At 36.5% G+C, this 26,705-nt stretch carries 22 protein-coding genes; 17 read left to right on the plus strand and 5 right to left on the minus strand.

Going from position 1 to position 26,705, the window contains the following annotated elements; translation table 11 throughout:
* Positions 1-14 precede the first annotated feature (14 nt).
* Together WMO42_RS07800 and WMO42_RS07805 are read left to right on the plus strand one after the other, a co-directional pair.
* A complete protein-coding gene (locus WMO42_RS07800; protein ID WP_349191968.1) occupies positions 15-1,097 on the plus strand; it encodes a serine hydrolase in 1,083 nt (360 codons plus the stop codon).
* A gap of 105 nt (positions 1,098-1,202) precedes the next feature.
* Positions 1,203-1,424, plus strand: a complete 222-nt coding sequence (locus WMO42_RS07805; RefSeq protein WP_022502593.1) for an alpha/beta-type small acid-soluble spore protein — start codon at positions 1,203-1,205, stop codon at positions 1,422-1,424.
* 206 nt (positions 1,425-1,630) lie between these two features.
* On the opposite strand, the gene WMO42_RS07810 is transcribed toward WMO42_RS07805, so the two are convergent.
* From WMO42_RS07810 to WMO42_RS07825, 4 genes are read right to left on the minus strand one after another with little or no spacing between them, the layout of a single operon-like run.
* On the minus strand, positions 1,631-3,043 hold the full coding sequence (locus WMO42_RS07810; protein ID WP_022502594.1) for a hypothetical protein: 1,413 nt from the start codon (positions 3,041-3,043) through the stop codon (positions 1,631-1,633).
* 17 nt (positions 3,044-3,060) lie between these two features.
* Positions 3,061-3,576, minus strand: a complete 516-nt coding sequence (locus tag WMO42_RS07815) for a DUF4364 family protein (protein ID WP_022502595.1) — start codon at positions 3,574-3,576, stop codon at positions 3,061-3,063.
* On the minus strand, positions 3,573-4,490 hold the full coding sequence (locus tag WMO42_RS07820; protein ID WP_055174083.1) for a TIGR01212 family radical SAM protein: 918 nt from the start codon (positions 4,488-4,490) through the stop codon (positions 3,573-3,575). Before WMO42_RS07820 ends, WMO42_RS07815 begins: the two co-directional genes overlap by 4 nt.
* A gap of 3 nt (positions 4,491-4,493) precedes the next feature.
* Positions 4,494-5,645: an NADP-dependent malic enzyme gene (locus WMO42_RS07825; protein WP_349191971.1), complete on the minus strand. Its 1,152-nt coding sequence runs from the start codon at positions 5,643-5,645 to the stop codon at positions 4,494-4,496.
* Between the two features lie 282 nt (positions 5,646-5,927).
* On the opposite strand from WMO42_RS07825, the gene rho reads away from it, so the two are divergent.
* The 5 genes from rho to prfA all read left to right on the plus strand — a co-directional run bounded on the left by rho (position 5,928) and on the right by prfA (position 11,844).
* Positions 5,928-7,439, plus strand: a complete 1,512-nt coding sequence (gene rho / locus WMO42_RS07830) for a transcription termination factor Rho (RefSeq protein WP_349191973.1) — start codon at positions 5,928-5,930, stop codon at positions 7,437-7,439.
* A gap of 203 nt (positions 7,440-7,642) precedes the next feature.
* On the plus strand, positions 7,643-7,846 hold the full coding sequence (gene rpmE, locus WMO42_RS07835) for a 50S ribosomal protein L31 (RefSeq protein WP_022502599.1): 204 nt from the start codon (positions 7,643-7,645) through the stop codon (positions 7,844-7,846).
* A gap of 386 nt (positions 7,847-8,232) precedes the next feature.
* Positions 8,233-9,831, plus strand: a complete 1,599-nt coding sequence (locus tag WMO42_RS07840) for a DUF1385 domain-containing protein (RefSeq protein ID WP_022502600.1) — start codon at positions 8,233-8,235, stop codon at positions 9,829-9,831.
* 9 nt (positions 9,832-9,840) lie between these two features.
* Complete coding sequence (gene prmC / locus WMO42_RS07845; protein ID WP_349191975.1) at positions 9,841-10,731, plus strand: peptide chain release factor N(5)-glutamine methyltransferase; 891 nt, start codon at positions 9,841-9,843, stop codon at positions 10,729-10,731.
* 39 nt (positions 10,732-10,770) lie between these two features.
* Positions 10,771-11,844 carry a peptide chain release factor 1 gene (gene prfA, locus WMO42_RS07850; RefSeq protein WP_055174317.1) on the plus strand — a complete coding sequence of 358 codons (1,074 nt, stop codon included), beginning with the start codon at positions 10,771-10,773 and terminating at the stop codon, positions 11,842-11,844.
* A gap of 323 nt (positions 11,845-12,167) precedes the next feature.
* Here prfA and WMO42_RS07855 read toward each other — a convergent pair whose 3' ends face one another.
* Complete coding sequence (locus tag WMO42_RS07855; RefSeq protein WP_070101440.1) at positions 12,168-13,265, minus strand: HD-GYP domain-containing protein; 1,098 nt, start codon at positions 13,263-13,265, stop codon at positions 12,168-12,170.
* A 218-nt stretch (positions 13,266-13,483) separates the two neighbouring features.
* On the opposite strand from WMO42_RS07855, the gene WMO42_RS07860 reads away from it, so the two are divergent.
* The 10 genes from WMO42_RS07860 (at position 13,484) to WMO42_RS07905 (ending at position 26,665) form a co-directional block, all read left to right on the plus strand.
* The gene (locus tag WMO42_RS07860; protein WP_349191977.1) at positions 13,484-15,406 is read left to right on the plus strand and encodes a methyl-accepting chemotaxis protein; all 1,923 of its coding nucleotides are present in this window, start codon (positions 13,484-13,486) and stop codon (positions 15,404-15,406) included.
* Between the two features lie 111 nt (positions 15,407-15,517).
* On the plus strand, positions 15,518-16,825 hold the full coding sequence (locus tag WMO42_RS07865; RefSeq protein WP_090139949.1) for a Na+/H+ antiporter NhaC family protein: 1,308 nt from the start codon (positions 15,518-15,520) through the stop codon (positions 16,823-16,825).
* 51 nt (positions 16,826-16,876) lie between these two features.
* Positions 16,877-18,385 (plus strand): methyl-accepting chemotaxis protein, encoded by a 1,509-nt coding sequence (locus WMO42_RS07870; RefSeq protein ID WP_349191979.1) that lies wholly within the window; start codon positions 16,877-16,879, stop codon positions 18,383-18,385.
* A gap of 51 nt (positions 18,386-18,436) precedes the next feature.
* The gene (locus WMO42_RS07875; RefSeq protein ID WP_055174089.1) at positions 18,437-18,946 is read left to right on the plus strand and encodes a shikimate kinase; all 510 of its coding nucleotides are present in this window, start codon (positions 18,437-18,439) and stop codon (positions 18,944-18,946) included.
* Positions 18,947-19,043: 97 nt separating this feature from the next.
* The gene (locus WMO42_RS07880) at positions 19,044-20,531 is read left to right on the plus strand and encodes a methyl-accepting chemotaxis protein (RefSeq protein ID WP_090139945.1); all 1,488 of its coding nucleotides are present in this window, start codon (positions 19,044-19,046) and stop codon (positions 20,529-20,531) included.
* Positions 20,532-20,670: 139 nt separating this feature from the next.
* A complete protein-coding gene (locus WMO42_RS07885; RefSeq protein WP_055174091.1) occupies positions 20,671-21,720 on the plus strand; it encodes a DUF5692 family protein in 1,050 nt (349 codons plus the stop codon).
* Positions 21,721-21,995: 275 nt separating this feature from the next.
* Positions 21,996-22,547, plus strand: coding sequence for a DUF308 domain-containing protein (locus tag WMO42_RS07890; RefSeq protein ID WP_022502610.1), 552 nt, complete (start codon positions 21,996-21,998; stop codon positions 22,545-22,547).
* Positions 22,548-22,716: 169 nt separating this feature from the next.
* Positions 22,717-24,000, plus strand: coding sequence for a homoserine dehydrogenase (locus WMO42_RS07895; protein ID WP_022502611.1), 1,284 nt, complete (start codon positions 22,717-22,719; stop codon positions 23,998-24,000).
* A gap of 23 nt (positions 24,001-24,023) precedes the next feature.
* The gene (locus WMO42_RS07900; RefSeq protein WP_022502612.1) at positions 24,024-24,611 is read left to right on the plus strand and encodes a ribonuclease H family protein; all 588 of its coding nucleotides are present in this window, start codon (positions 24,024-24,026) and stop codon (positions 24,609-24,611) included.
* A 608-nt stretch (positions 24,612-25,219) separates the two neighbouring features.
* A complete protein-coding gene (locus WMO42_RS07905; RefSeq protein WP_349191982.1) occupies positions 25,220-26,665 on the plus strand; it encodes an aminotransferase class I/II-fold pyridoxal phosphate-dependent enzyme in 1,446 nt (481 codons plus the stop codon).
* Positions 26,666-26,705: the final 40 nt, after the last annotated feature.

The following is a 26,705-nucleotide window of genomic DNA, read 5'->3' on the forward strand; positions in this document are numbered from 1 at the left end:
TATCTGGGGGCAGTATGAGTGAGTATTTAGATTATGATGAAGCTGTCAGAGCCAATAGAGCAAGAAAGAAGAAGGCTATGGCAATGAAGAGAAAAAGACAGGCACAGATAAGACTTATCAAGAGAAATTTATTTGCAGCTATATTACTGTTAGTAATATCGGTTGTTGTCACCAAGTCAGTTAAAGCAATAAGTTCGCGTGCAGATGATAGTAATGCACAACAGCAGGCAGTGCTTACAGATAATGTTATAGAAGATAATAATATAACAGTTATACAGCAGGAATCGGTATTTAAGTGTGCCGCAAAGTCACCAGACTATAAGGAAATGCTTGATGGTGATATACAGTCACCTTATGTGGCACTTCTTGATGTTACCAATAACCAGCTTATAGCAGGCAAGCAGGCAGATACAAGAATATATCCAGCCTCTATGACAAAGGTAATGTCACTTATAATAGCGGTTGAGAATATACAGGATTTGAATAAAACGTACCGTTTTGGTTTTGAAGAACTTAATAATCTGTATATACAGCAGGCATCAGTTGCAGGTTTTAGTGTTGATGAAGAAGTGACAGCCAATGATTTATTATATGGACTTGCACTTCCCTCAGGAGCAGATGCGGCATACGGAATAGCACAGATAACTGCTGGTTCAGAAGAAGAATTCGTTAAGCTTATGAATGAGAAATGCGAAGAAATGGGATTGAAGAATACGCATTTCTGTAATCCGTCAGGACTTCACGATGTCAATCAGTATACAACGCCGGCAGAGATGGCGATGATTATGGAATATGCTATGAGTAATGAGGTGTGTGCAAAGGTTCTTGGAACATACCAGTATACAACTGCGTCTACACCACAGCACCCTGATGGAATACATCTTACAAGCACAATGTTCTCAAGAATGGTCGGTAATGAAGTGCCGGGAGTAACCATTAAGGCAGGAAAGACGGGCTATACAGATGAAGCACATAACTGTCTTGTTAATTTTGCAGAAAAAGATGGAAAAGAATATGTAACAGTTATGGCTGCGGCAGGCAACCGCTGGTATGTAATATTTGACGGTTTTAAGATATATGAAAGATATCTTCCATAAATTGGTATAATAAACAGACGGTATAAGCACATAATAATACCAAGATAAGCAATGAAGCTTATCTAATAAAGAATATGTCTAAGGACATAAGGACGGAGGTTTATTATGGCTAGTTCAAATTCAAGTTCAACTTCATCAAAGACTAAGAAGAATGCACAGGATGCACTCGACAGATTTAAGATGGAAGTAGCATCAGAAATCGGTGTCAACTTAAAGGAAGGCTACAATGGTGACCTTACTTCCGCTGAGGCTGGTTCTGTAGGTGGTAATATGGTTAAGAAAATGATCAGAAAGCAGGAAGAACAGATGTCACAGGGTGGCAACTAGGTAAAAGCCATATATTAGATAAATCTAATAATGACATTTTTAAACTGCTGATACGCTTAACTAAACAGTATCAACCAATTTAATAATAAAAGCCGTCTTGCAGGCAGAAATTTGATAATACAGTAATTGTTATATGATAAATAACAATTGCTGGCTCAGTTAATCAATGAACTACTTGTAAGGCGGCTTTCTTAAATATATTAATATTAATCTAAAAATTTATCTACCCAGCATTTCCAGGAAAAATGCTTATGTGCGTAAGCTCTTGCATTATCAGACAATGAATTAATATTTTCCAGAACACAATCTTTATCGGATAATGAATTAATAATTTCAGGAACACAATTATCATCAGCTGTGTTATTTAGAATATCCATAATGATATCAGGCACAGCTTCGATATTTTCAAGAGAGTATGTGTATACACCTTCATTTTCACCAATATTCAGAATATCAGTTAAATAGGTGCTTGCGTCAGTCAATGAAAGACAGCCATTCATAAGTGCAAGTGGAATTCTGTCGTGCATACCGCCTTTAAACCAGGGCATCTGGTTTAAAGACAGACGTGCATTTGAATATATGGCTGGAAGCCTGTTATAAGTAACTTCCTTTCGTATATCAAGATACTTAGTGTACTCGGGAATTAAGATATCACATTTATCGGCAAAAGCATCCCAGCCGTGTCCGTATATAGTTATTGGAATTCTGTTTTTAATTATTGTGCTTATAATCTCCTCACGGATAATACATTGCAGATATACATCTATTAGGAAATTATTGTGAAGATATTGTATTGTTGAAGAAGAATTGTCTAATATATTAAGGCTTCTAAGATATTGGACGGCTTTCTCCTGCGTAAATGAAGGATTATTAAGAAGTGCATTAAGCAGATAATCGTTATCTATATCCTTAATTAGTGTATTTTTAGTGCTATTATCGTTGATATCTTTATCGTTAATATTATTATTTTGAATATTTAAGCCACTTTTGTTATATAAAAGTGCAACCTTTACAGGGTCAGTGTAAGTGCTTGTAAATAGCAGTTTTACCGCACGTTTACTACATTTATGGTATGATAAAGTGTTGTAGCTGCTGTCTGAATTAGTATCAGCCATATTGTCCTGACAGTATTTTTTAGAAATATTACTGATGGAATATTCATCAGCACTTAACGGAATAACCTTTACTTCCCTGATATGTGGGAAACTTTCCCTGATTAGTTTTGCGTGAAATGTATCAAGGCATATTACATTGTAATTGTTAAGCTGCACTTTAAGAGCCTTATAGTGGTAGAGTGGGTGGTCAAGAATGTAATGCCATACAGGAATATCAAAATTATTAAGAATGTATCCATTGTTATATTTAATACAGGGAATAGTCGTATTAATATCAATTATGGCATCTAAATCTGCGTTAAAATAAGGCTTAAGCAACATATATGCTGTATCAGCTAATGTGCCGCTTAAACCTTTGGCTGGCTTTGGAATATTAAGATGTGTAACTTTAATACCAGCATTGATGAGTTCTTCTGATATACGCTGTTCAAAATATGATGTTGAGTTGTAGCATATATCTTTATAACTTAAGAATAGAATATGTCTGTATTTGCAATTATCCATATTAATCCTCATTATAATTATAAAAGTCTGTGCATTATAAAGTCATATATATCCTGGCTTGAGTCTTTCCATTTGTCACACATATCTTTAGCCTGGTCTTCTAAAGGTACTCCAAGGTTAAGCTCAATAAGTGTGCTGTCCCCTTCTTTAACCAGAAGATGTGCGATATAAGTTCCATTGGTAGTACGATAGTAGTCAGAAGTAGTTCCAACCTCGGATTTTAGTTCGTATTTGTTCCTTGCAAGATATGAATCAATATCTTCACGTATTGCAGGTGAAATCTTAGTATAGAAAAACGCTACAGTATCTTCGCCTTCCTGTGTGAGTTTGTACTGTGTACTGTTTCTGTAATTCATTTGCTGGATAAAGGAATCTTCAACTAATGAATTAATTGTTTCCTGAAATGTAAAATATGAAGTATATTCATTATCGAGCATAAAAGTTGATATCTGTACATTGGAAAGCGGAAAATTGACCTTGCTTAACATATACAAAATCATCAGCTTATAAAGCGTTGTCGAATCGGTATTCATACATAGTTCCGTCCTTGATAAATATTATTATCTTTGAAGTGTTTATTGAGTGAGTTCAATACAAGCTTCTTGTTAGAACTCCATAAAGGAGCTTTAAGTATTGATTTGGGACCATCGCCCGTTATTCTATGGACAACCATATCAGGTGGCAGATGAGTTATTATCTGTCCTGCAATATCCATATATTCTTCTAGTGAAAGCACATTAAAAAGACCTTTATCATAATCCTGGCAAAGGTCAGTACCTTGTAAAATATGTAAAAGCTGTATCTTAATTCCTGATGCACCACAGTGTGCGATGTAGTCAGCAGTATTTAACATATCAGTCATATTTTCATTGGGAAGCCCTGCTATCATATGGACAATTGGACGTATTCCAATAGAACGAAGAGTGCTTACACACTCATCAAATGTCTTAAGAGGATACCCACGCCTTATATAACGGGCAGTGTTCTCGTTGGTAGTCTGTAAGCCTAATTCAACCCATACAGGTTTTATTAAGGAAAGCTCAGCTAATAAATCAAGAACTTTATCATCTATGCAGTCAGGTCTTGTAGCTATAGATAAAATGTCTATGTCATCACGCCTGATAACCGGCATATAAAGATTACGCAGATAATCTATATCAGCATAAGTATTAGTAAAGGACTGGAAATAGGCGATAAAATGACCGCCATTATATTTGTTCTTTATTAATGCTTTGGCATTATCTATCTGTGTGTTAATATCCATATCGGATTTTCTGCCGCCTGCGAAGTCGCCTGAACCTCCGGCACTACAGAATATACATCCTTTTGTATCAATTAGCCCGTCACGGTTAGGGCAAGTCATTCCACCGTTCAGGGCTAATTTGTAAAGCTTATGGCCATATTCTTTTTGAAGAAATTCGTTAAGGGAATAGTAATATGGTAACATATATTACTTAATTAAGTCCATAACGGCTTTGGCAACAACATCGGTTACCTTAGGGTCAAATGCTTCTGGTAAAATATTAGTATCTGAAAGTTCTGAATCTGGAATAAGGTTAGCAATTGCTAAAGCTGCTGCAAGTTTCATTTCCTCAGTTATCTGTGTAGCACGTCCCTGTAATGCACCTTTGAATATACCAGGGAATGCGATGACATTATTAACCTGATTAGGAAAATCTGAACGACCTGTACCGACAACTCTTGCACCAGCGGCTTTCGCAACATCTGGCATAATCTCTGGAACAGGATTGGCCATAGCAAATATAATAGCATCCTTGTTCATAGTCTTTACCATATCAGCAGTAACGATATTAGGAGCAGATACACCTACGAATACATCAGCACCGGCTAAAGCATCAGCAAGTGAACCAGTCTTACCTTCAAGGTTAGTAACGTCCATCATAGATTTCTGCATCCAGTTAAGACCTTCACTATTCTTAGAAAGAATACCAGATTTGTCGCACATAGTAACATTTTTAAAGCCGTAGGTAAGAAGAAGCTTAGTAATAGCAACACCGGCAGAACCAGCACCATTTATTACAACCTTACATTCTTCCTTGGTCTTTCCTATAACCTTTAAACCATTGATGATACCAGCTAATACAACGATAGCTGTTCCGTGCTGGTCATCGTGGAATACAGGAATATCAAGAAGCTCTTTTAATCGGCTTTCTATTTCAAAGCATCTTGGAGCCGATATATCTTCAAGATTAATGCCGCCAAATGCAGGTGCAATATTAACAACAGTCTTAATAATCTCCTCTGTATCCTGAGTATCAAGACAGATAGGAACTGCATTAACACCACCAAATGATTTGAATAACACAGCTTTACCCTCCATAACAGGCATAGCGGCGTGTGCACCGATATTTCCAAGACCAAGAACGGCACTTCCGTCAGATACAACAGCAATAGTGTTAGACTTTATTGTATATGTATAAGCGGCTTCTTTATCTTTGGCAATAACCTTACAAGGTTCTGCTACACCAGGAGTATATGCTAAAGCAAGGTCTTCCCTTGTTGTAATACTCATCTTAGGAGTTGTTTCAAATTTACCATTCCATTCTTTATGAAGCTGTAAAGCTTTTTCTGCATTAGTCATAAGATATATGTTCCTTTCATGAATAATATTATAGAATAATCATATAGACTATATAATAACACAAGCTGAAATTATCATCAATATAAGTCTTTTATTTTTGGGAAAAATAATGTATAATAAATTACGAAATCTAAGATACATATTCGTATCGTTTCCCAGATTAATTTGTTATATATAGTTATTTTACAATTGATATTAGATTTAATCATAGTGTATATCCGGTATTTATGGGTAATAGCATTTTTATAATCAATAAATACTGGAATAAGTAAGGAGGTTTAGATGCGTGAGAAATTAGAAACACTTTCAGTAAGCGTATTAAGAGATTTTGCAAAAGATAAGAAGATAAAGAACATATCTGCTATGAGAAAGAGTGAGCTTATTGATGCTATTATTGCAGCAGAGGAAAATGAGAGTACTGTGGGATATACTGATAATGAGGCAACTGTTAATACTGTTACTGAACGGACAGTTAATAATTCTGAAACAGCTAATACTAATAATGAAGTAATAAATAATACCAATAATAATGAAGCGGTGAATAATAATCACAGACAGCACCAGAACGAAAGATATGAGAAACGCCCATATCAGGAGCGTCAATATCAGGAACGTACATATCAGGAGCATACAGTTAATGAAGGTAAGGCTTCTTATGATGAAGCAAAAGAGCCAGAGATGGCGGATGGAATACTTGAAGTATTACAGGAAGGCTACGGATTTATAAGATGTGAGAATTTTCTTCCTGGCGAGAATGATGTGTATGTAGCACCATCACAGATAAGAAGATTTAACTTAAAGACAGGTGATATAATAAGAGGACCTAAGAAAGCCAAGACACAGGCTGAGAAGTTCTCCGCAATAATGTATGTTGAGTCTGTAAATGGACTTAATCCGGTTGTTGCACAGAGAAGAAAGGCGTTTGAAACGCTCACACCAATCTTTCCTAATGAAAGAATTCATCTTGAGAGGAATTCCAATACAATAGCGATGAGAATGGTTGATCTTATATCACCTATAGGCAAGGGGCAGCGTGGTATGATAGTATCACAGCCTAAGTCAGGTAAGACAACACTTCTTAAGCAGATTGCCAATGCGGTTACTAAGAACAACCCGGAAATGCACCTTATGATTCTTCTTATTGATGAAAGACCAGAGGAAGTTACAGATATTAAAGAGTCAATAACAGGTGATAACGTAGAGGTAATATATTCAACATTTGATGAACTTCCGGAAAGACATAAGAGAGTATCTGAGATGGTTATAGAAAGAGCTAAAAGACTTGTAGAACAGAAGCAGGACGTAATTATTCTTCTGGATAGTATTACAAGACTTGCAAGAGCCTATAATATGACAGTTCAGGCAAGTGGACGTACATTATCAGGTGGTCTTGACCCGGCGGCACTCCATATGCCTAAGAGATTTTTTGGTGCAGCACGTAATATGAGAGAAGGCGGAAGTCTTACAATACTTGCAACAGCACTTGTTGAAACAGGAAGTAAAATGGATGACGTAGTATTTGAGGAATTCAAGGGAACAGGTAATATGGAACTTGTACTTGACAGAAAGTTATCCGAGAAGAGAGTATTCCCGGCAATAGACATAGCCAAGTCGGGTACAAGAAGAGAAGACCTTCTTCTTGATAAGGAAGAACTTGAGGCAGTAGACATAATGAGGAAAGCCCTTAACAGCCTTAAGACAGATGAAGCTGCAGAAAGAATACTTGACCTGTTCACCAAGACAAGAAATAATGATGAATTCGTAAAGACAATCATCAAGAACCGTTATGTATAAAAATATTATATATAAAATATAAAAGCTGCGTTTGTTAATTCGTATTAATATATGGAATATATGGAAGTTAAAAAATTAGTAAGTTTTTAAAATTAGTACTTGCATTACATATATGTGTATGATACAATAACAAAGCTGTTTATCAAAATGATAAAAAGAAATAAGGATAAATCATATAAAGATATTGTAAAGAGGTGAAAGTAATGAGAGAAGGAATACATCCAGCATACTATCAGGCAAAGGTTGTTTGTAACTGTGGTAACGAATTCGTAACAGGTTCTACAAAGGAAGAAATTCACGTAGAAATTTGCTCAAAGTGCCATCCATTCTATACAGGACAGCAGAAGGCTACATCAGCTCGTGGACGTATTGATAAGTTCAACAGAAAGTATGGTGTTAATAACTAGTTATGAACATAAAGTTGAGGTTGTCAAGACCTCAACTTTTTTTTGCGCGAGTAACGATGAGAATAGGAATATATAATGCTGTGAATCCTGCTTGCAGGAATTCACGGTATTATATATTTCTATTCGAGGAGCACCGCGACAGTGACAGAAGCTTTTGCTTCTGGAACGGCATCGTTACGAGTTAGCCACAACGTAAACCGATCACCTACCGCTATAACGGCCCAAAGCTCTATAGCGAAGCGCTTAGAGCTTGTCCGACAGGTCAATGAACAGGTGCTCTACAGCGAAGCGCCTAGAGCCCGTCCGTATATCTAAGCCCGTCCGGTTTACACACATTGTCCGCTAACCTCACCAATATTCCATCAAACAAATTGGAGGTCCAAACTATGAAACCATCAGGTATAGGTGGTCAGGCAGTCATCGAGGGGATTATGATGCGCAATAAAGACAAATACTCTATTGCCGTAAGAAAGCCTGACAATGAAATCGAAGTTACCGTTAGAGAAAGTAAGGTTCTTACTGAAAAACATAAATGGATGAGTTACCCTGTAATAAGAGGTGTAGTAAGTTTCATAGACTCACTCATAACAGGAATATCAACAATCAACTACTCAGCATCATTTTATGATGATCCAGATGAGCAGAAGAAGACCAAGGCTGATGAAATCGGCAAATCAATATTCAAAGACAAGTTTGAATCAGTACTTATGGCACTTACAGTTATAGTGTCAGTATTTCTTGCAGTTGGTTTATTTATGCTTCTGCCATACTATGTATCAAGACTTGTTAAAGGATACGTTGCTTCAAAGACACTTCTTAATCTTATAGAAGGCCTAGTCAGAGTTGCAATATTCATACTATATCTTGTTCTTATATCATTGATGAAAGATATTAAAAGGACATTTATGTATCATGGTGCTGAACACAAATGTATCAATTGCATTGAGAATGGTGCAAGGCTTACAGTAGAAAATGTTATGAACAGTTCAAGATACCATAAAAGATGTGGAACAAGCTTTTTATTTATAGTAATGTTTATAAGTGTTGTATTCTTCATTTTCATAAGAGTTGATAATACAGCACTACAGATTGTTATAAGACTGCTTTTAGTTCCTGTAATTGCAGGCGTATCTTATGAATTTATAAGATGGGCAGGACGTAATGATAATGGGTTTACAGTTGCTTTAAGCAGACCGGGAATGTGGCTTCAGAAGCTCACAACAAGAGAACCTGATGAGGATATGGTAGAAGTTGCCATAAAGGCAGTTGAGGAAGTATTTGACTGGGAAGCATTTTTGAAGGAATATTATCAGACTTCACTTGATATGGAAGCTGATATTAAGGCGGCAGAAGCCAAGCTTGCCCTGACAGGTGAATTAATACATAAGCCTAAGAAGACAAGAAAGATTGATGCCAGGGAAGTTGCTATGGCAGAAACTTTGAAATCTGTTGAAAGTAAGTCACTTGCAGGTTCGGATAAAGATAGTTCTAAGTCAGATACAGAAAATGGTAATTCTGACACATTAAATTCAGATACAGATGTTGTGAAGACTGATACAACTGATACAGGCAATGTTGAAGCTGAGCCAGACACAGTAAATGCTGTTGATGACACAGACAATGGCAATTCAGATGAGGATAATGCTAAGTCAGACGGTGAGGCATTACAGGAAAATGCAGAGTCAGATGATAAAGCACAGGAAAGCACAGAAGCTGATAATGAAACGTCACAGGAAAATGCCGATGATGATTTACCTGAGGGCTTTGAGATAGAAGACCACTACGAAACTGTTGAAAAAATCAAGACAGAAACTGGAAGCAAATATGCTTTTACAACAGAAAACGTTCAGGAAGATATTGACGAGTCTGAGAATATGTCTGTTGAAGAAGTAGAAGCAGCTTTCGAGATAGAAGAGACAGAACAGGAAGAAGAAAATATCAGTGCTGACGAAGTGCCATTATTTAAGCAGAGAGATAGAGAATAAGGTAGATATATGCAGTTAGATAATGTTAAGACTTTAAGGGATGCTGTTAATTATGGAAAACAGTTTCTTGAGGATTTCGGTATAGAAAATGCCCAGTATGATGCAACCGAGCTGCTATTGCTTGTGATGGGCATTAGTAGAACACAATATCTTATTAATTCAATGGATAAGATAGATAGTGGAAAGCTTGCAGAATACGCAGAATTTATTAATAAAAGGGCAGAGCATATTCCTTTACAGCACATTACCGGAATTGTGAATTTCTATGGCAGGGAATATAAGGTTAATGCCAATGTGCTTATTCCAAGGCAGGATACAGAAATTCTTGTAGAAGAAGTTATGAAGCTGACTAACTCTGAAAGCCGTGTGCTTGATATGTGTACAGGTTCAGGCTGTATAATTATATCACTTGCTGCATCAGGGCATACTTCTGAAAATGGAGCTGTTGCCATAGATATATCAGATGATGCACTAAAAGTAGCTGACTATAATAAAAAGTATAATAATGCAGATTATATTAAGCTTATAAAGAGTGATATGTTTAGTTCTTCGGAATGTGAGCAATATAAAAATGAGGATAACAGATTTGATGTTATAGTATCTAATCCACCATATATACCTACTAAAGATATAGATGAATTATCAGAGGAAGTAAGGCTGCACGACCCTGTGCTTGCACTAGATGGTGATACGGACGGTCTTAAATTCTACAAGGCGATAACTAAACAGTCTGTAAATTATTTAAAAGAAAATGGATATTTATGTTATGAAATAGGTTATAATCAGGCAGAAGATGTCCGTAATATAATGGAACAGTGCGGCTATTCTGGCATTAAGGTTATAAAAGATCTTGCAGGACTTGACAGAGTTGTAATTGGCAGGCTTAATAATATTAATTAATACCGTTAAACGGAGAAATGGAGAAATACAGCAATGAGTATGTTTGACAGATTAGAAGATACATTACGCCGTTATGAAGATGTAACAGCGGAACTTGGCAATCCGGATATTGTAACTGATCAGGACAAGTTCAGAAAATATATGAAAGAACAGAGCAATCTTGCACCTATCGTTGAAGCTTACACAGAATATAAGGCAAGCAAGCAGAATATAGAGGACAGTCTTCAGATGATAAGTGAAGAAAGTGATGAGGAACTTTTAGAGATGGCAAGAGAAGAGCTTGCTGACTCTAAGAAGAAGGTTGAAGAATTAGAGAAGAAGCTTAAAATATTACTTCTTCCTAAAGATCCTAATGATGATAAAGATATCGTGGTTGAAATCAGAGCTGGTGCAGGTGGAGAAGAAGCAGCACTTTTTGCCGCAGAACTTTTCCGTATGTACTCACACTATGCAGATACTAAGGGCTGGAAGATAGAAGTAGTTAATGCTGATGAAACTGGTATCGGCGGTATGAAGGAAGTAGAATTTATGGTTAAGGGACAGGGTGCATACTCTGTTATGAAGTACGAAAGTGGTGTACACAGAGTACAGAGAGTTCCTGTAACAGAATCTAACGGAAGAATTCAGACTTCGACAGCTTCTGTAGCAGTTATGCCAGAGGCAGAGGAAGTTGATATCCAGATAGATGATAAGGATATCCGTATTGATGTTATGCGTGCCTCAGGTAATGGTGGACAGTGTGTCAACACAACTGACTCAGCAGTCCGTCTTACTCATTATCCTACAGGTATAGTTATCTACTCACAGACAGAAAAGTCACAGATACAGAACAAAGAAAAGGCTTTCGCACTCTTAAGGGCTAAGTTATATGACCTTGAAACACAGAAAGCACACGATGCAGAAGCAGATGCAAGAAGAAGCCAGATAGGTACTGGAGACAGAGCTGAGAAGATAAGAACTTACAACTTCCCACAGGGACGTGTAACAGACCATAGAATAGGTCTTACACTTTATAAGCTTGATAAGATTATGAATGGTGATATTCAGGAAATTATCGATGCCTGCATAGCAGCCGACCAGGCGGCTAAGCTTGCTAAGATGGGTGAGGAATAAAATATATAATAACAAGTTGTAATATATGCAGTAATTGCAGTTGTGTCTATGGGTGTAATCGTGTTTGTAAAAAGACGTAAGACAGCTTAATTGAAACACATCTATTCACATATATATGAATATATATTTATAAATGTATATCAGACCAGTAAATTCTTAGTAGTTTACTGGTCTTTTTTATATTTAATAAAAAGTAATCATTTTAAAAGGCAGACTCTATTGTAGCTAGTGGAAAGAATACATAGCATAATGTCAGACCTTTTTGCATTATTATATATTAATTATTGTATATTAAATGAGACTTATCGTACAAAGTGGCTATATTAAATAATTACAATATTAGCACAATCCATATCTTCGCCAAGATTGTATACACGACCGCTTGTTATGCCGACTACAGTAGGGCGCAGTATATAGCTGTTGTTGTTGCTTACAACCTTGGCTTTCTCGCCATTGCTTAATTCCACGATTGAGTCAACAGGGTACAGAATAATACTCTCAAGAAAGCTTTTCATAGCCTTGATGTCAAGCTCCTCTGTCATAGACATAATAAGCTCGATTGCATCTTTCTGGGAAAATGCTTTCTTGTAAGGACGTTCTGTGACAAGTGCATCATATATATCGGCAACTGCAAGTATTCTTGCATAAGGAGTTATTCTTGGAGCGTCAAATCCAAGAGGGTATCCATTGCCGTTAATCTTTTCATGGTGCTGTAGGACAGCCATACATATATCGTTATTAAATTCATTACGTTCCTGTAACATATGGTATCCAAATACAGAGTGCTGTTTCATAACAGCGAATTCTTCATCTGTAAGTCTGGCAGGTTTGTTAAGTATTGAAGCTGGTACTTTAGTCTTTCCGATATCGTGTAGAAGTCCGGATACACCAAGCTCATATATCTGCTTATCAGGCAGACACTGTTGTTTGCCGATAATCATAGCCATAGTTGCCACGTCAACACTGTGCTTGAAAGTGTATTCATCACTTGTCTTGAGTGTGCTTATATCAATTGCTATTGCATTGTTGGCATTAATAGCGTCCATCAGGTTAGAAGCGATGCTGTCAGCAGTGTCTGAGAGTTTTTCAGATTCTGTGTTAGCATATATGTATTGAATTCCTTCAGCGACACGGTTCTTGACACTGTCAGAAAGCTTTACCTTGGCAGGGTCATCTTTGTGGAGTCGTTCAATATGTTTCTTAGCCTCAGGAGTTATCATCTGCTCGATATTATCAGGTTCAGGTTCACCCTCCTGTATGTATACGTTCATAATGCCCATTCGTAAAAGAGAGTCAATTACATAATCGTCAAGAATAGAACCTCTCATAACGAGGTTTCGTCCTGTACGGTCCAGAATTGTCTGGTCAAGCTTCATTCCTGGTTTAAGCTGCCTGGTTCTCATAAAATGTCTAGTAATCATATTACTCCCCAATTCCTAATATAAATACTTAATTAAATGTCAAATCTTAGCTTAATATTAGTTTATTATACTATAGAATACCTGCTTTTTCTATAGAAGCAGTTCATTAAATTTCCACAAATTTTCCATTATTCAATCACAAATTTTAGTTAACATATGTTCAAACAAAAATATCTAAGTAAAAACAAACAATTTTTACATAGAAACGGAGGATTACAATGAGAAAAAAGATTAGTGCAAAAATACTTGTGCTTGTTGGCGTATTGTTCGCGGCAGGTGCGGCAGGAATAATAATGGGAATGATACTTATTAACAGTATGAATGATAAGAGCCAGAATATATCCAATGAGTGTATGCAGGCAGTAACATTGATGGCAGATACACAGACATCAATTGAAAAGGTGCAGAAATATGCCAACAGCTCGGCAGCATTCAGAATGCAGAGCCGTGTTAATGGCGGCAGTAATAACAATACAGCAGGCAGTAACAGTGATAATAGTGGAAATAATATAACTGATAACAACAGTAATAATGCTGGTGGCAACACACAGCCAGCAGGAGCTGCTGATAACAGTGCAGGACAGTCGGGAACAGATACAGCAAAGCAGGGTATGGCACAACAGTCAGGTGATACTAAGGATAATGCTACAGATATGCAGGAAAATATGGAGAATGTAATTCAGACATTGACAGATACATTTGATGAGCTTGAAGCCGTAATTAATAAGTTCGGCAATGCAGAGGTTCTTGAAGGACTTAGTGAATATAAAGAAGTATATGATGAATACAGCAGTAAAATCCAGTCAATCTTAAGTGGTGACAGTTCAAGTATGGATGATTTCTTTGTGCTTACAGCTGAAGGTAATGATGGCATAACAACTAAGCTTGAAAATGCGGCAGATAACCTTAACGCTTTAATAAGTGCACAGGTAAGCAGTGCCTCAGATGAACTTAACAGCCAGTATTCTTTATCAGTAAAAGCATTTTCTGCAATACTTGTAGTTATGATTATTATGGGTGTGGCAATTACTTTAATGATATTTGCAATTATAAGACCTCTAAAGTCAGCAAGCAGCCAGCTTAATAATATGATAGAAGATATTGAGGATAATAATGGCAACCTTACAGCAAGAATTAATGTTATGTCGGATGATGAAATTGGCATATTGGTAGACGGAATTAATATATTTATTGAGAAGTTACAGCTCATAATGAAGGATATTAATGTACAGTCTGAGGTGCTTAGGACATCATCAGATAATATGAACTTACAGGTGGCAGATGTTAATAACAATGCTAATGAGGTATCAGCGGCAATGCAGCAGATGGCGGCTTCTATGCAGGAAGTGTCTGCAACAGTAGAACAGATTAATGCAGGTGCAGATAATATATTTGAGGCAATTGTCAATGTCAATGAGCAGATAGAACAGGGCAATAAGATAACTGGTGATATACAGAACAAATCCGTTAAATATATGCAGGATACTAATCGTGGCAGGGAAGCAGCTAATGCTATGGTACAGAATATAAGAGAAGGACTTACAGGTTCTATTGAGAACAGCCGTCAGGTTGAAAGAATACAGCAGCTTACTGATGATATTTTAAATATATCATCACAGACTAATATGCTTGCACTTAATGCAAGCATAGAGGCGGCAAGAGCCGGAGAAGCAGGAAGGGGATTTGCGGTTGTTGCAGAGCAGATAAGAAATCTTGCTGATGAGAGCAGAAATATAGCTAATAATATTCAGGAGATAAGTCTTATTGTCACAGAAAGCGTATCAGCACTTACAGGCGATTCACAGCGACTTATAGATTATGTTGATGAAAGCATACTTGCAGATTATGAAAAATTTAGCGGCATTACCAATGATTATAGAAATGATGCTTCAAGAGTTAATGATATATTAAAGAATTTTGCAGAAAATGCCAGAACTTTAAAGAACACAATGGCAGAGATGAATTCAGGAATTAGTGATATTTCAACTACAATAGATGAAAGTACTAAGGGTATTAATGAAGCGGCTGATGGTGTGAGCGGAATTGTCAATTCTATAGATGATATAGAAAAAGAGGCAGAGAATAATATTATTATAGGACAGAAGCTTCAGGGTTATGTCCAGGTATTTAAGAAATTCTAATATATAAATTTAATATATAGCAGCTTCACACTATACTTAATCTTCCAAATGTAATATAATAGTTTAGATTAAGATAATTTAACTATATATTATGTTTGGAGGATTTTTATTTTGAAAAAGTCTAATGCAACAGCATTATTGCCGGTTTTAGTATTTCTGGTGCTATACCTTGGACTTGGCATTATATTTGAATATATATGTAAGATACCAATGGGATTTTATAACATACCTATTATTGTAGCATTTCTTGCGGCAATACTTGTAGCGTGTATACAGAACAGAGATGTATCTTTTGATGAAAAGTTACAGATTATGGCAGGCGGGCTTGCTGATAAGAATATTATAACTATGCTTCTTATATTCCTGACAGCAGGTGTGTTTGTAGGTGTTGTTGGAAGAAGCAGTGCAGAAAGTGTGGCATATTTTATGCTTAATCTTATACCAGCTAAGTTTGCAGTTGCAGTGCTTTTTATTGTTGCATGTTTTGTGTCAACAGCGATGGGTACATCAGTTGGGACGATAACGCTTATAACACCGATTGCGGCTGCGGTATCAGAGGCTTCTGGATTTAATATGGCACTATGTGTTGCATCTGTTATGGGCGGTGCGATGTTTGGTGATAACCTATCATTTATATCAGATACAACAATTGCGGCGTGCAATGGACAGGATTGTGCTATGAGAGACAAGTTCAGGGAGAACTTCTGGATTGCATTTCCGGCAGCGGTTGTCACACTTGTAATTATACTTATACTTTCATTTGGAACAGATATTTCAGGAAGAGTAACACACGAGTATAATCTTGTTCAGGTAATACCATATGTATTCGTGCTTATTGGTGGAATAGCAGGAATAAATGTATTCGTTGTGCTGCTGATAGGAATTGTAACAGGAACATTTATTATGCTTGTGACAGGTCATATTGGTGTATTTGAATTAATAACAAGTATGGGTTCGGGCGTATCTGGAATGTTTGAAACCTGTATGGTTGCCATTCTTGTGTCTGCTATGTGTGCCTTAATAAGGGAATATGGCGGATTTACGGCACTTCTAGGCTGGGTTAAAAGAACCTTTAAAGGAAAGAAAGGCGGACAGCTTGGTATGGGGCTTCTGGTCGGGGCTATGGATATTGCAACAGCGAATAATACAGTAGCGATAGTTATGGCTAATCCAATCGCTAAGGAGATGGCAGCAGATTATGGAATATCCAATAGAAAAGCAGCTTCGCTTCTTGATACATTTTCGTGTGTATTTCAGGGGATTATTCCTTATGGAGCACAGATGCTTGTTGCTATATCAGCGGTTAATGAGCTTGGTTATGAGATGTCAGCATTTCAGATACTTCCGGTTCTTTTCTATCCGATGATGCTTCTTATAAGCTCGCTTATATGGATATTTATAATTCCTGCAGACAGATAAACTTAACTGGTAACTTTTAACTTCACGCCAATTAATATGGAGGATTTTCTCATGGCTAAAGACACTAAGGATGGTAACAATTTAAACGAAAAAAGCTATGTTAATAAAAAGTTGCTGCAGTGCTACTTGATTATATCAATGGTACTTTTGGCGGCATATATAATGGAACTTGTTAAGGGAAATAGAACGGCAGGATATGTGTTTGTATTTTCGATTATTCTTATTGTGCCGGTTATTATGGCAGCATTCGCATATAAGAAAAATGCTGAGAGTAAAATAGTCAGGTCAATTACGGCAATAGGCTATGGAATATTATATGCCTTTGTATTATGGACATCAGTAAGTATTCTTTCATTTACTTATGCAATTCCTATGATAATTGCAATATCTATGTTTGCAGATAAAAAGTATACCTTAAAGGTTGGTATTGCAAGTGCACTTATTAATATTGTATATATTATTATCCAATATGTTAATGTTGGAATAACAAGCAGTGATATGGTTGATTATGAAATACAGATTGCATTTATGACACTTGTTGTAGCATTTTCTTATATTACAACAGATGTACTTGGACATATATCAGCTTATAAGCTTGAGACAATTGAAGCAGAGAAGGCTAAGACTGATGATATGCTTGATAAGATAATCAAAGCTAATGATAACCTCTGCAAAGAGATTGACAATATCAATGATGAGTCAAAGAATATGCAGGAACAGGCGGAAGGAAGCCAGCTTGCAGTATCACAGATGGTATCAGGTGCTAATGAGCTTGCAGGAACAGTGCAGAACCAGCTTGAGATGACAGAGAGTATTGGGGAGCTTACAGAGAATGCAAGAACGATTATTGAGGATATCAAGAAGCAGTTCGATACAACAACAGATATTACTAAGACAGGCAATATCAATATGGAACAGCTTGAAAATGTATCAAAGAACAGCAGTGATATTGGCAGTGATGTAAGTGGTGCCATGAATGAGCTTACAGCTAAGACAGAAGAAGCTAAAGTGATTCTTGGAATGATTAACGGAATTACAAGACAGACAGCACTCCTTGCACTTAATGCAAGCATAGAAGCTGCGAGAGCAGGTGAGGCAGGAGCTGGTTTTGCAGTAGTTGCACAGCAGATTAAGCAGCTTGCAGAGGAGACACAAAAGTCAACAGAGGAGATAGAGAATATTATCGTAGCACTGGTAGAGCAGGCTGAGAAAGCTGGGTTTAGTGTTAATAATCTTCTTTCGGCCAATGAGAACCAGATGGAATTAGTGAACCAGTCAAAGAAATCATTTGATGCGATAAGAGATGACATAAGGGATATTCAGGTAAAGATAGACGAAGAATACAATTATATGGATAATATCACAACAAGCAACAATGAGATTACACAGCAGATAGAAAGCCTTAGTGCATTCAGTGAAGAGCTTCTTGCCAACACAGAGAATACACGGGAACTCAGTAATAAGACTATTAATGGAAGCAGGAATATTAATAATCTTTTAGATGATGTAATGAAAGAAGTCAGCATTTTGCAGATGATAATAGACAGTAAAGATGAATAGAGAATAGTACTGTAACGCTGCGTTAAGTTGCAGGAAGGAACGAGGAGTAAAATGTCAAAGAACAATATTATACTTATAGGTATGCCGGGAAGCGGTAAAAGCACACTTGGAGTTGTACTTGCCAAGAAGATAGGATATTCATTTATAGACTCTGATATTGTGATTCAGGATACATATAAAAAGACGCTTGAGCAGCTTATAGAAGAAAATGGCGATACTGGCTTTATTAAGATTGAGAATGATGTGAATTGTTTAATATCTCCAGAGCATACAATTATAGCAACAGGTGGAAGTGCTGTATATGGAGATGAGGCTATGGAGCATTTTAAGCAGATAGGAACAGTTATATATTTAAAAGTTTCAGAAAAAGAGCTTGAGAGCAGATTAGGGAGCCTTAAAGAAAGAGGTGTTGTATCCAACGGCAAGTCTACAGTAGAAGAAATCTTTGAGGACAGAAAAAGGCTCTATGAGAAATATGCAGATATAACAATTGTTCAGGAGGGCCGTGATATAAGAATGATTGTTGAGGATATGTATAAGAAGCTTACAAAGCTGATATAAAAGTGAGAAATAATTGAAATAATTATAAAACTATAGAAAAATATCTCCTTTTGTGGTACTATTAAAGATAGTAACATACGGAGGAGGTATTTTTTTAATGCAGGATAAATATAAATACACAGATGTGAGTGAAAGAAACAGAAGAATGAATAGGTTCTATATAGTGGCGACTTCTCTACTTGGTTTGATGTTTCTTTTTTATCTGTGGATGAAGCAGTTTAATCACAATATTCCATCAGTAGTTGTGTATTGTAACACAGCACTTATTGCTGTATTTGTAGCTGTTAATGTCATAGTTTACAGAAAGAATACAGCGACAAGATATTTAAAGGTTATGTCAACTATTGAGATTGGAATAGAATATCTGTTAATTGGTGTGCAGACAGATGCAAGCTTTATCAGTTATGCTATTCTTGGAATATTTATACTTCAGATTCCTTATTATGAGAAGAAGTCGTTGAAAAGAACTGCGGCAGGAATGTTGATTTTATACATAATTGTAACTGCTGTGCAGGCTTCAAAGGGAATATATGGACAGGACGTTAATGCAGTATGTTCAATATTTATGATAGTGCTTATAGGTGTTGTTATATTGGAAGTTGGTAAATTAACAATTCTGTTTAATGATGATGCTGTTAATTCGGCTAAAGATGAACATAGCAGAATAAAAGAGATTTTAGATAATATAATTATGGTATCAGGTGTTGTCAGCAATGAAACTAAGAAGAGTGATAAGCTTATCAATGAACTCGTTGATACAACTAATACGGTAACTAACAGTATGAAAGAGATATCTGCGGCAACTAATATGACAGCGACAAGCATAGAAGAGCAGAGCAGTATGACAACAACTATACAGGAGGCTATTGAACATACAGGAAAGGCTTCTGATCAGATGGTTGAGCTGGCTGTTAATTCTAACGACAGTATACAGAAGAATATTGTTGTTATGGACGAATTAAGAAAGCAGTCTGAGCAGATAACAGATACTAATAAGTCTGTTACTGAGTCTATGCAGAGATTACAGGAAAAGACTAAGAACGTGGAAAATATTGCTGGAATGATACTTAATATATCAAGCCAGACTAACCTTTTAGCACTTAATGCTTCAATTGAAAGTGCAAGAGCTGGTGAAGCAGGAAGAGGCTTTGCGGTTGTTGCTGAGCAGATAAGACAGTTAGCAGAACAGACAAAGAATTTTACAGAAGATATTACTAAGATAACTAATGAACTTAATGATAATGCAGATGAAGTTGTTGTATCTGTTAATTCTTCCGTTGAGGCAACTAAAGAGCAGGGCGAGAGAATAATTGAAGCGGCACATACATTTGAACAGCTTAACAAGAATATAGAAACACTTATAGAGCATATTGATGTTGTTAATAAAGAAATAGCAGGTCTTTCAGACTCTAATAATAAGATTGTAGAGAATATTTCACAGTTATCAGCAGTTACGCAGGAAGTAACAGTCAATGCCGAGCAGGTACATAATATGAGTGAACAGAACCTTGAGTATGCAAAGCAGGTTAAAGAAGCTGTTGGCAATATTAGAATTACATCAGAGAAAATGGAAATAGAAGAATAAAAGTATTTGGATGTACAAAATGATTGTTATAAATTTATCGAAAATTATACGAAAAAACGATTAAATTGTTGAAAAAAATATTAAAATGTTGTAAAATATTGATAACATATAATCAATTATTTGATCGGAGGCGTGTAATATGTTGTTTCAGATTTATGGCGAAGGTGCCATTTACCAGTTATTAGGCTGTGTTCTTGTCTTTGCAGGACTCGTTATCTGTAACGAACTTGCAAGACGTTCTAAATTTGGTGGATTGTTATTCTTTATTATAATTCCAATCGCACTTACAATCTATTTTGTGGCTATCCAGATAGGAGCTGCACAGGGTGCTTCATGGGCACTTAATAATACTACATATAGATATATGAATGGATGGTTCCATTATGCTAAGCTTTATGCCGCTACAGCAGGCTGTATCGGATTTATGATGCTTAAGTATAAGTGGAGCATAGGTAAGACAGAATGGTTTAAAGTATTCCCATTCTTAATCGTTGCCATTAATATTCTTATCGCTGTTTGTAGTGATTTTGAATCAGCAATCAAAGGTGGAATTAATGGCGGCTGGTGGTTCTCTAACGAGGGTGTATGGCTTTACGGTGGCTGGTGGAACTGGCTTAACGGTATCGCAGGCTTAATCAATATCTTCTGTATGACAGGCTGGTGGGGGATTTACTCATCAAAGAAGCAGGATGATATGTTATGGCCAGATATGACAATATGGTTCATTGTTGCATATGATATATGGAACTTCACATATACATATAACAACCTTCCAACACATACTTGGTATTGTGGTGTTGCATTACTTCTTGCTCCTACATTTGCTAATGCGTTATGGAACAAGGGTGGCTGGATTCAGAACCGTGCTAATACACTTGCAATATGGTGTATGTTCGCACAGGTAGTTCCATTATTCCAGGTTGACGGAATATTTGCTACACTTCCAGTCCTTTACAAGTACACAGGAGCTAAGTCAGGAATGGAACTTACACATTATACATTAGAGCAGATGAATGCCGCAGGTGCATATCCAGTTGCTCAGGGTGTAATGGCTATTCTTGCAGTAGTAGCTAACGTAATCTGTATCTCAGTTATCATTAAGAGAGCTATTGAACAGAAGAAGAATCCATACAAGAACGAAATCTTTGCAGGAACTAGAGATTTTGAACAGGCTATGGATAGAGCATAATATATGCGGGTTAATATATCAGTATTGTGATAATTATATATAGATATTGATATATATGGATACATTAAGTATCAAAAGATAAAACAACAAAATACAATGATTATATGAAGATAAGAATACCTTTCTGTTGCAGGGACAATCCTTAACAACAGAAAGGTATTTTTGCATTATAATTATTGCCGTAGTTATATAGTAAGTTGCTAAAGAATACTTTGCTGTGCTATACTAATAATATTAATATGCACCTTTGACTGGTGCAGGAATGGAGGCACATTATGATTAAAAAGATTAGGGGAATTAAAATCGAACTTATAATTATATCAATAGCGTTATTTGTGTTAGGTCTTTTCCTTACAATATTTCCTGAGGTATCACAGATTATCATATGCAGGGCAGTAGGAATTGCATTATGCGTATGGGGAGTGTTAAGGCTTATGACATATTTCAGAATGTCAAGGGAAGATGTATTCGTATCATTCGGACTTGTACAGGGCATATCATTACTTGCATTTGGAATATTCTTTGTTATGAGACCAGAAGCTATTGCAGTATTTTTTGGAACAGCTATTGCCATAATAATTATTATTGACGGTATATTAAAGCTTCAGTATGCAATAGAATTCTATCATATGGAAGCACAGCGCTGGTGGATAGAGGCAATTGTTGCAGCATTAATGGTTGTTATGGGTGTTGTTGCATTATTTAACCCATTTGGTTCATCAACTGTACTTATGATGTTTGTTGGAATTGTGCTTATGGTTGAGGGCTTAAGTGACCTTATATCTATTATAAGAATATCTTCGTTTATTAAGAATTTAAGAGGATAGTGTATTGTCGGGAGGCGGAATAGAATTTGTCTCTGGCATAATTAAGATTAATACAATTATTGAAGTGGTAATCGTAACTGCTGTTATTAATGAATTATTATAATGAAATTATATTGCTGTGGCGGCAGCCAGGCCTTATAAATGTAAAAATATGGAGGAAATAATTAAAATGTCGGATAAAGTAATATATGCAGCTATACTTGGAGCAGGAACAGTAGGACTTGGAACATACAAATTATGTGAGGCTATGAGTGATGAGATAAAGCATAAGACAGGAGCAACACTTGTTATTAAGAAGGTTCTTGTAAGAAATTTATCTAAGAAAAGAGAAGGTATTCCAGATGAAATTCTTACAGATAAGTGGGAAGATATAATTAATGACAAGGATATCAGCATTGTTGTTGAGCTTATGGGTGGAATTCATCCAGCTAAGGATTATGTTCTTGAGGCACTTAAGGCTGGCAGGCAGGTTGTTACAGCTAATAAGGATCTTATTGCTGAGTATGGAGAGGAAGTTGGCAATGCGGCTAATAAAGCAGGAGCAGACCTTCAGTTTGAGGCGGCTGTAGCTGGTGCAATACCAATTATCAGACCATTAAAGCAGAGTATGACTGGTAACCATATCACAGAGATTATGGGTATTGTTAATGGTACGACTAATTATATTCTTACTAAGATGACAGAGAGTGGAATGGACTACAAAGAAGCTTTGGCAAAGGCTACAGAGTTAGGTTATGCAGAAGCAGACCCGACAGCAGATGTGGAAGGATACGATGCAGGAAGAAAGATAGCTATTATGGCTTCTATTGCATTTAACTCAAGAGTAACATTTGCTGATGTATACACAGAAGGTATTACTAAGATTTCCGCAGATGATATTAAGTATGCCAAGGAATTTGGCTATGTAATCAAGCTTTTAGGTGTTGCCAAGAATACAGAGGACGGAATTGAAGTAAAGGTTCACCCAATGCTCATACCTAATAATCATCCTCTTGCAAATGTTAATGATGCTTTTAATGCTGTATTTGTACACGGTAAGGCTATGGATGATGCAATGTTTATGGGACGAGGTGCAGGACAGATGCCGACTGCCAGTGCAGTTGTAGGTGATATAATTGATGTATGCAGAAATATAGTACACGATTCCTGCGGAAGAATTGGCTGTTGCTGTTATAAGAATCTTGAAGTGAAGGATATAACAGATACTAAGAGCAAATTCTTCTTAAGACTTGAAGTTGCAGACAAGCAGGGCGTTCTTGCCAATATTGCAAGCGTTCTTGGTAACAGCGGTGTAAGCATAGCACAGGTAGTTCAGAAGAGCGGCAAAGACGGAGTTGCTGAACTTGTTATTATAACAGCAGAAGTTCTTGAGAAGAACTTTAATGATGCTATGGCTGTATTTAAGGGACTTTCAGCAGTTAAGAATATAGCTGGTGTTATAAGAGTGTATTAAGATTAACAGAAAGGCAGTTGATAATGGCGGCTAAATATTATGCAGTAAGAAAAGGCAGAAATACAGGAATATATAGAACATGGGATGAATGTAAAAGTCAGGTGTTCCAATATGCCGGAGCTGAATATAAAAGCTTTACAACTGAACAGGAAGCTCTTGAATATATTGGCAGGCTTAAGAATAATGATGTCCAGAGTGAGAGCTATGCGTATGTTGATGGTTCTTTTAATATAGTAACGGGTGTCTATGGATATGGCGGATTTCTTGTATATAATAATGAAAAATATATCATTACAGGAAGTGGCAGTGATAGTGAAATGGCTTCAATGCGTAATGTAGCCGGTGAAATTCTTGGAAGTATGGCGGCAGTAGAGAAAGCAATAGAACTTGGCGTTAAAAGTGTAGATATATATTTTGATTATATGGGAATAAGAGCGTGGGCACTTGGAGAGTGGAAGCGTAATAAGAAAGGTACTATAGCTTATTATGATTATATGCAGTCAGTAAAAGATAAGATAGCCATTAATTTTGTTAAAGTTAAGGGACATTCAGGTGTTGAAGGTAATGAGGAAGCCGACAGGCTGGCTAAGAAAGCTGTAGGAATATTATAAATAGATAAAAGATAGACAAAAGATTGTCAGATAATAATTGACATATAACATTAATATATGATATTATTTACTCGTGTGAGTCAGGAAGTATATGATTTCATACAAATATGACCACTTGTATCTTAGGTGTGCAGTAGTTATACAGCATATCAGGATAAAGTTAAGCCTAACGGACAGGCGGGTCGGTTGCCGGTGTGGTAGAACCACATTATTATTATTGATTGAGCATTAAGCTCTGTTTTTTAAGTTGATTACTTTATAATCTGTGCCAAGCACATCATCTTGTGAAACGGTCAATAAAGAGTGACGCATATTTGTATGACATAGACAAGTCGTCTATGAAATATATTCGCTGATTTCGTATATATTATGACATTATACTGTATAGTTACAGATATATTTTAATGTAATGATGTTGATATTATATTATGACTAATAAGGTGGTAAGTGTGTAAGCACTGCCACCTTTTTTGTGTAATTTAGGAAGCTTTGTGTGATTAAGAAAAACTGCACTGTTTATGAAGTTTAATTATAAGATTTTACATAATTATGGAAATTTTCTGGCAGTGCTTAAAGAAATTATTTTTAATGTATGTGAGGTAAGGGAGATGTCTAATGATCAGACAAGAGCACCAGTATATGAAGCACTGGAAAAGCTTAGAAGAAAAAGAGTAGTACCATTTGATGTTCCGGGTCATAAAAGAGGAAGGGGCAATCCTGAATTAGTGGAATTATTAGGAGAAAAATGTGTTGGAATAGATGTTAATTCTATGAAGCCATTAGATAATCTGTGTCATCCGGTATCAGTTATAAGGGATGCAGAAGAATTAGCGGCCAGGGCATTTGGTGCAGAGAACGCATTTCTTATGGTAGGTGGAACGACATCTGCTGTGCAGGCGATGATATTATCGAATTGTAAGAGAGGAGATAAAATAATACTTCCAAGGAATGTGCATAAAAGTGCCATTAATGCTTTAGTGTTATGCGGTGCAATTCCTGTATATGTTAATCCGGAGGTTAATCATCAGCTTGGTATTTCACTTGGTATGAATCTGGAGTCAGTACGAAAAGCTGTAAAAGAAAATCCTGATGCGGTTGCAGTGCTTGTAAATAACCCTACATATTATGGAATATGCTCTGATATATGTTCAATAGTGAAGCTGGCACACGAATACGGAATGAAAGTGTTAGCTGATGAGGCACACGGAACACATTTATATTTCCAGCCGCAATTACCAGTTTCTGCTATGGCAGCAGGGGCTGATATGGCGGCAGTATCTATGCACAAATCGGGTGGTTCTTTAACACAAAGTTCGATACTTCTTACGAATAAAGGTGTTAATGCTGATTATGTCAGACAGATTATCAATCTTACGCAGACGACAAGTGGTTCATATCTTTTGCTTGCCAGTCTTGATATTTCAAGAAGAAATCTTGCCTTAAGGGGTGAAGAGTCATTTGCAAAGGTAATGGATATGGCAGAATATGCACGCATGGAGATTAATGAAATAGGCGGATACTATGCGTATGGAAAAGAACTTGTTAATGGAACAAGCGTATATGATTATGATGTCACCAAATTGTCAGTTCATACGCTTGGATTGGGACTTGCTGGAATTGAAGTATATGATCTGTTAAGAGATGAATATGATATCCAGATAGAATTCGGAGATGTAAGCAATATCCTTGCTTATATATCTATCGGAGACAGATTACAGGATATAGAAAGACTTGTCGGAGCTCTGGCAGATATAGCCAGAATATATAAAAAAGACAGTACTGGAATGTTAAGCGGAGAATTCATAAGTCCAATAGTAGCCAGATCACCTCAGGAAGCTTTCTATTCTGCCAAGGAGTCCCTGCCAGTTGAGAAGACTGAGGGAAGAATATCAGGAGAATTTGTTATGTGTTATCCTCCGGGAATTCCGATATTAGCACCGGGAGAGATGATTACAGACGAGATTATACAGTATATTCTGTATGTTAAAGAAAAAGGCTGTTCAATGCAGGGAACAGAAGACAAGAGCGTTAATAAATTAAAGGTTCTGGTATAGACAGATAATTGTGGAAGAGCCATATGAAAGTATATACAGG

The sequence above is a fragment of the Lachnospira sp. CLA-JM-H23 genome, assembly GCF_040096425.1.
Lineage (GTDB): Bacteria > Bacillota > Clostridia > Lachnospirales > Lachnospiraceae > Lachnospira > Lachnospira rogosae.

What these genes read in the sequence shown, in the direction of transcription:
- rpmE (WP_022502599.1), top strand. Translation starts at nt 7,643, where the DNA reads ATGAGAGAAGGAATACATCCAGCATACTATCAGGCAAAGGTTGTTTGT.
- rho (WP_349191973.1), top strand. Translation starts at nt 5,928, where the DNA reads ATGCGTGAGAAATTAGAAACACTTTCAGTAAGCGTATTAAGAGATTTT.
- WMO42_RS07820 (WP_055174083.1), bottom strand. Translation starts at nt 4,490, where the DNA reads ATGTTACCATATTACTATTCCCTTAACGAATTTCTTCAAAAAGAATAT.
- WMO42_RS07905 (WP_349191982.1), top strand. Translation starts at nt 25,220, where the DNA reads ATGTCTAATGATCAGACAAGAGCACCAGTATATGAAGCACTGGAAAAG.
- WMO42_RS07875 (WP_055174089.1), top strand. Translation starts at nt 18,437, where the DNA reads ATGTCAAAGAACAATATTATACTTATAGGTATGCCGGGAAGCGGTAAA.
- WMO42_RS07855 (WP_070101440.1), bottom strand. Translation starts at nt 13,265, where the DNA reads ATGATTACTAGACATTTTATGAGAACCAGGCAGCTTAAACCAGGAATG.
- WMO42_RS07900 (WP_022502612.1), top strand. Translation starts at nt 24,024, where the DNA reads ATGGCGGCTAAATATTATGCAGTAAGAAAAGGCAGAAATACAGGAATA.
- WMO42_RS07825 (WP_349191971.1), bottom strand. Translation starts at nt 5,645, where the DNA reads ATGACTAATGCAGAAAAAGCTTTACAGCTTCATAAAGAATGGAATGGT.
- WMO42_RS07870 (WP_349191979.1), top strand. Translation starts at nt 16,877, where the DNA reads ATGGCTAAAGACACTAAGGATGGTAACAATTTAAACGAAAAAAGCTAT.
- WMO42_RS07880 (WP_090139945.1), top strand. Translation starts at nt 19,044, where the DNA reads ATGCAGGATAAATATAAATACACAGATGTGAGTGAAAGAAACAGAAGA.
- prfA (WP_055174317.1), top strand. Translation starts at nt 10,771, where the DNA reads ATGTTTGACAGATTAGAAGATACATTACGCCGTTATGAAGATGTAACA.
- WMO42_RS07800 (WP_349191968.1), top strand. Translation starts at nt 15, where the DNA reads ATGAGTGAGTATTTAGATTATGATGAAGCTGTCAGAGCCAATAGAGCA.
- WMO42_RS07895 (WP_022502611.1), top strand. Translation starts at nt 22,717, where the DNA reads ATGTCGGATAAAGTAATATATGCAGCTATACTTGGAGCAGGAACAGTA.
- WMO42_RS07840 (WP_022502600.1), top strand. Translation starts at nt 8,233, where the DNA reads ATGAAACCATCAGGTATAGGTGGTCAGGCAGTCATCGAGGGGATTATG.
- WMO42_RS07890 (WP_022502610.1), top strand. Translation starts at nt 21,996, where the DNA reads ATGATTAAAAAGATTAGGGGAATTAAAATCGAACTTATAATTATATCA.
- WMO42_RS07885 (WP_055174091.1), top strand. Translation starts at nt 20,671, where the DNA reads ATGTTGTTTCAGATTTATGGCGAAGGTGCCATTTACCAGTTATTAGGC.
- WMO42_RS07805 (WP_022502593.1), top strand. Translation starts at nt 1,203, where the DNA reads ATGGCTAGTTCAAATTCAAGTTCAACTTCATCAAAGACTAAGAAGAAT.
- WMO42_RS07860 (WP_349191977.1), top strand. Translation starts at nt 13,484, where the DNA reads ATGAGAAAAAAGATTAGTGCAAAAATACTTGTGCTTGTTGGCGTATTG.
- prmC (WP_349191975.1), top strand. Translation starts at nt 9,841, where the DNA reads ATGCAGTTAGATAATGTTAAGACTTTAAGGGATGCTGTTAATTATGGA.
- WMO42_RS07815 (WP_022502595.1), bottom strand. Translation starts at nt 3,576, where the DNA reads ATGAATACCGATTCGACAACGCTTTATAAGCTGATGATTTTGTATATG.
- WMO42_RS07810 (WP_022502594.1), bottom strand. Translation starts at nt 3,043, where the DNA reads ATGGATAATTGCAAATACAGACATATTCTATTCTTAAGTTATAAAGAT.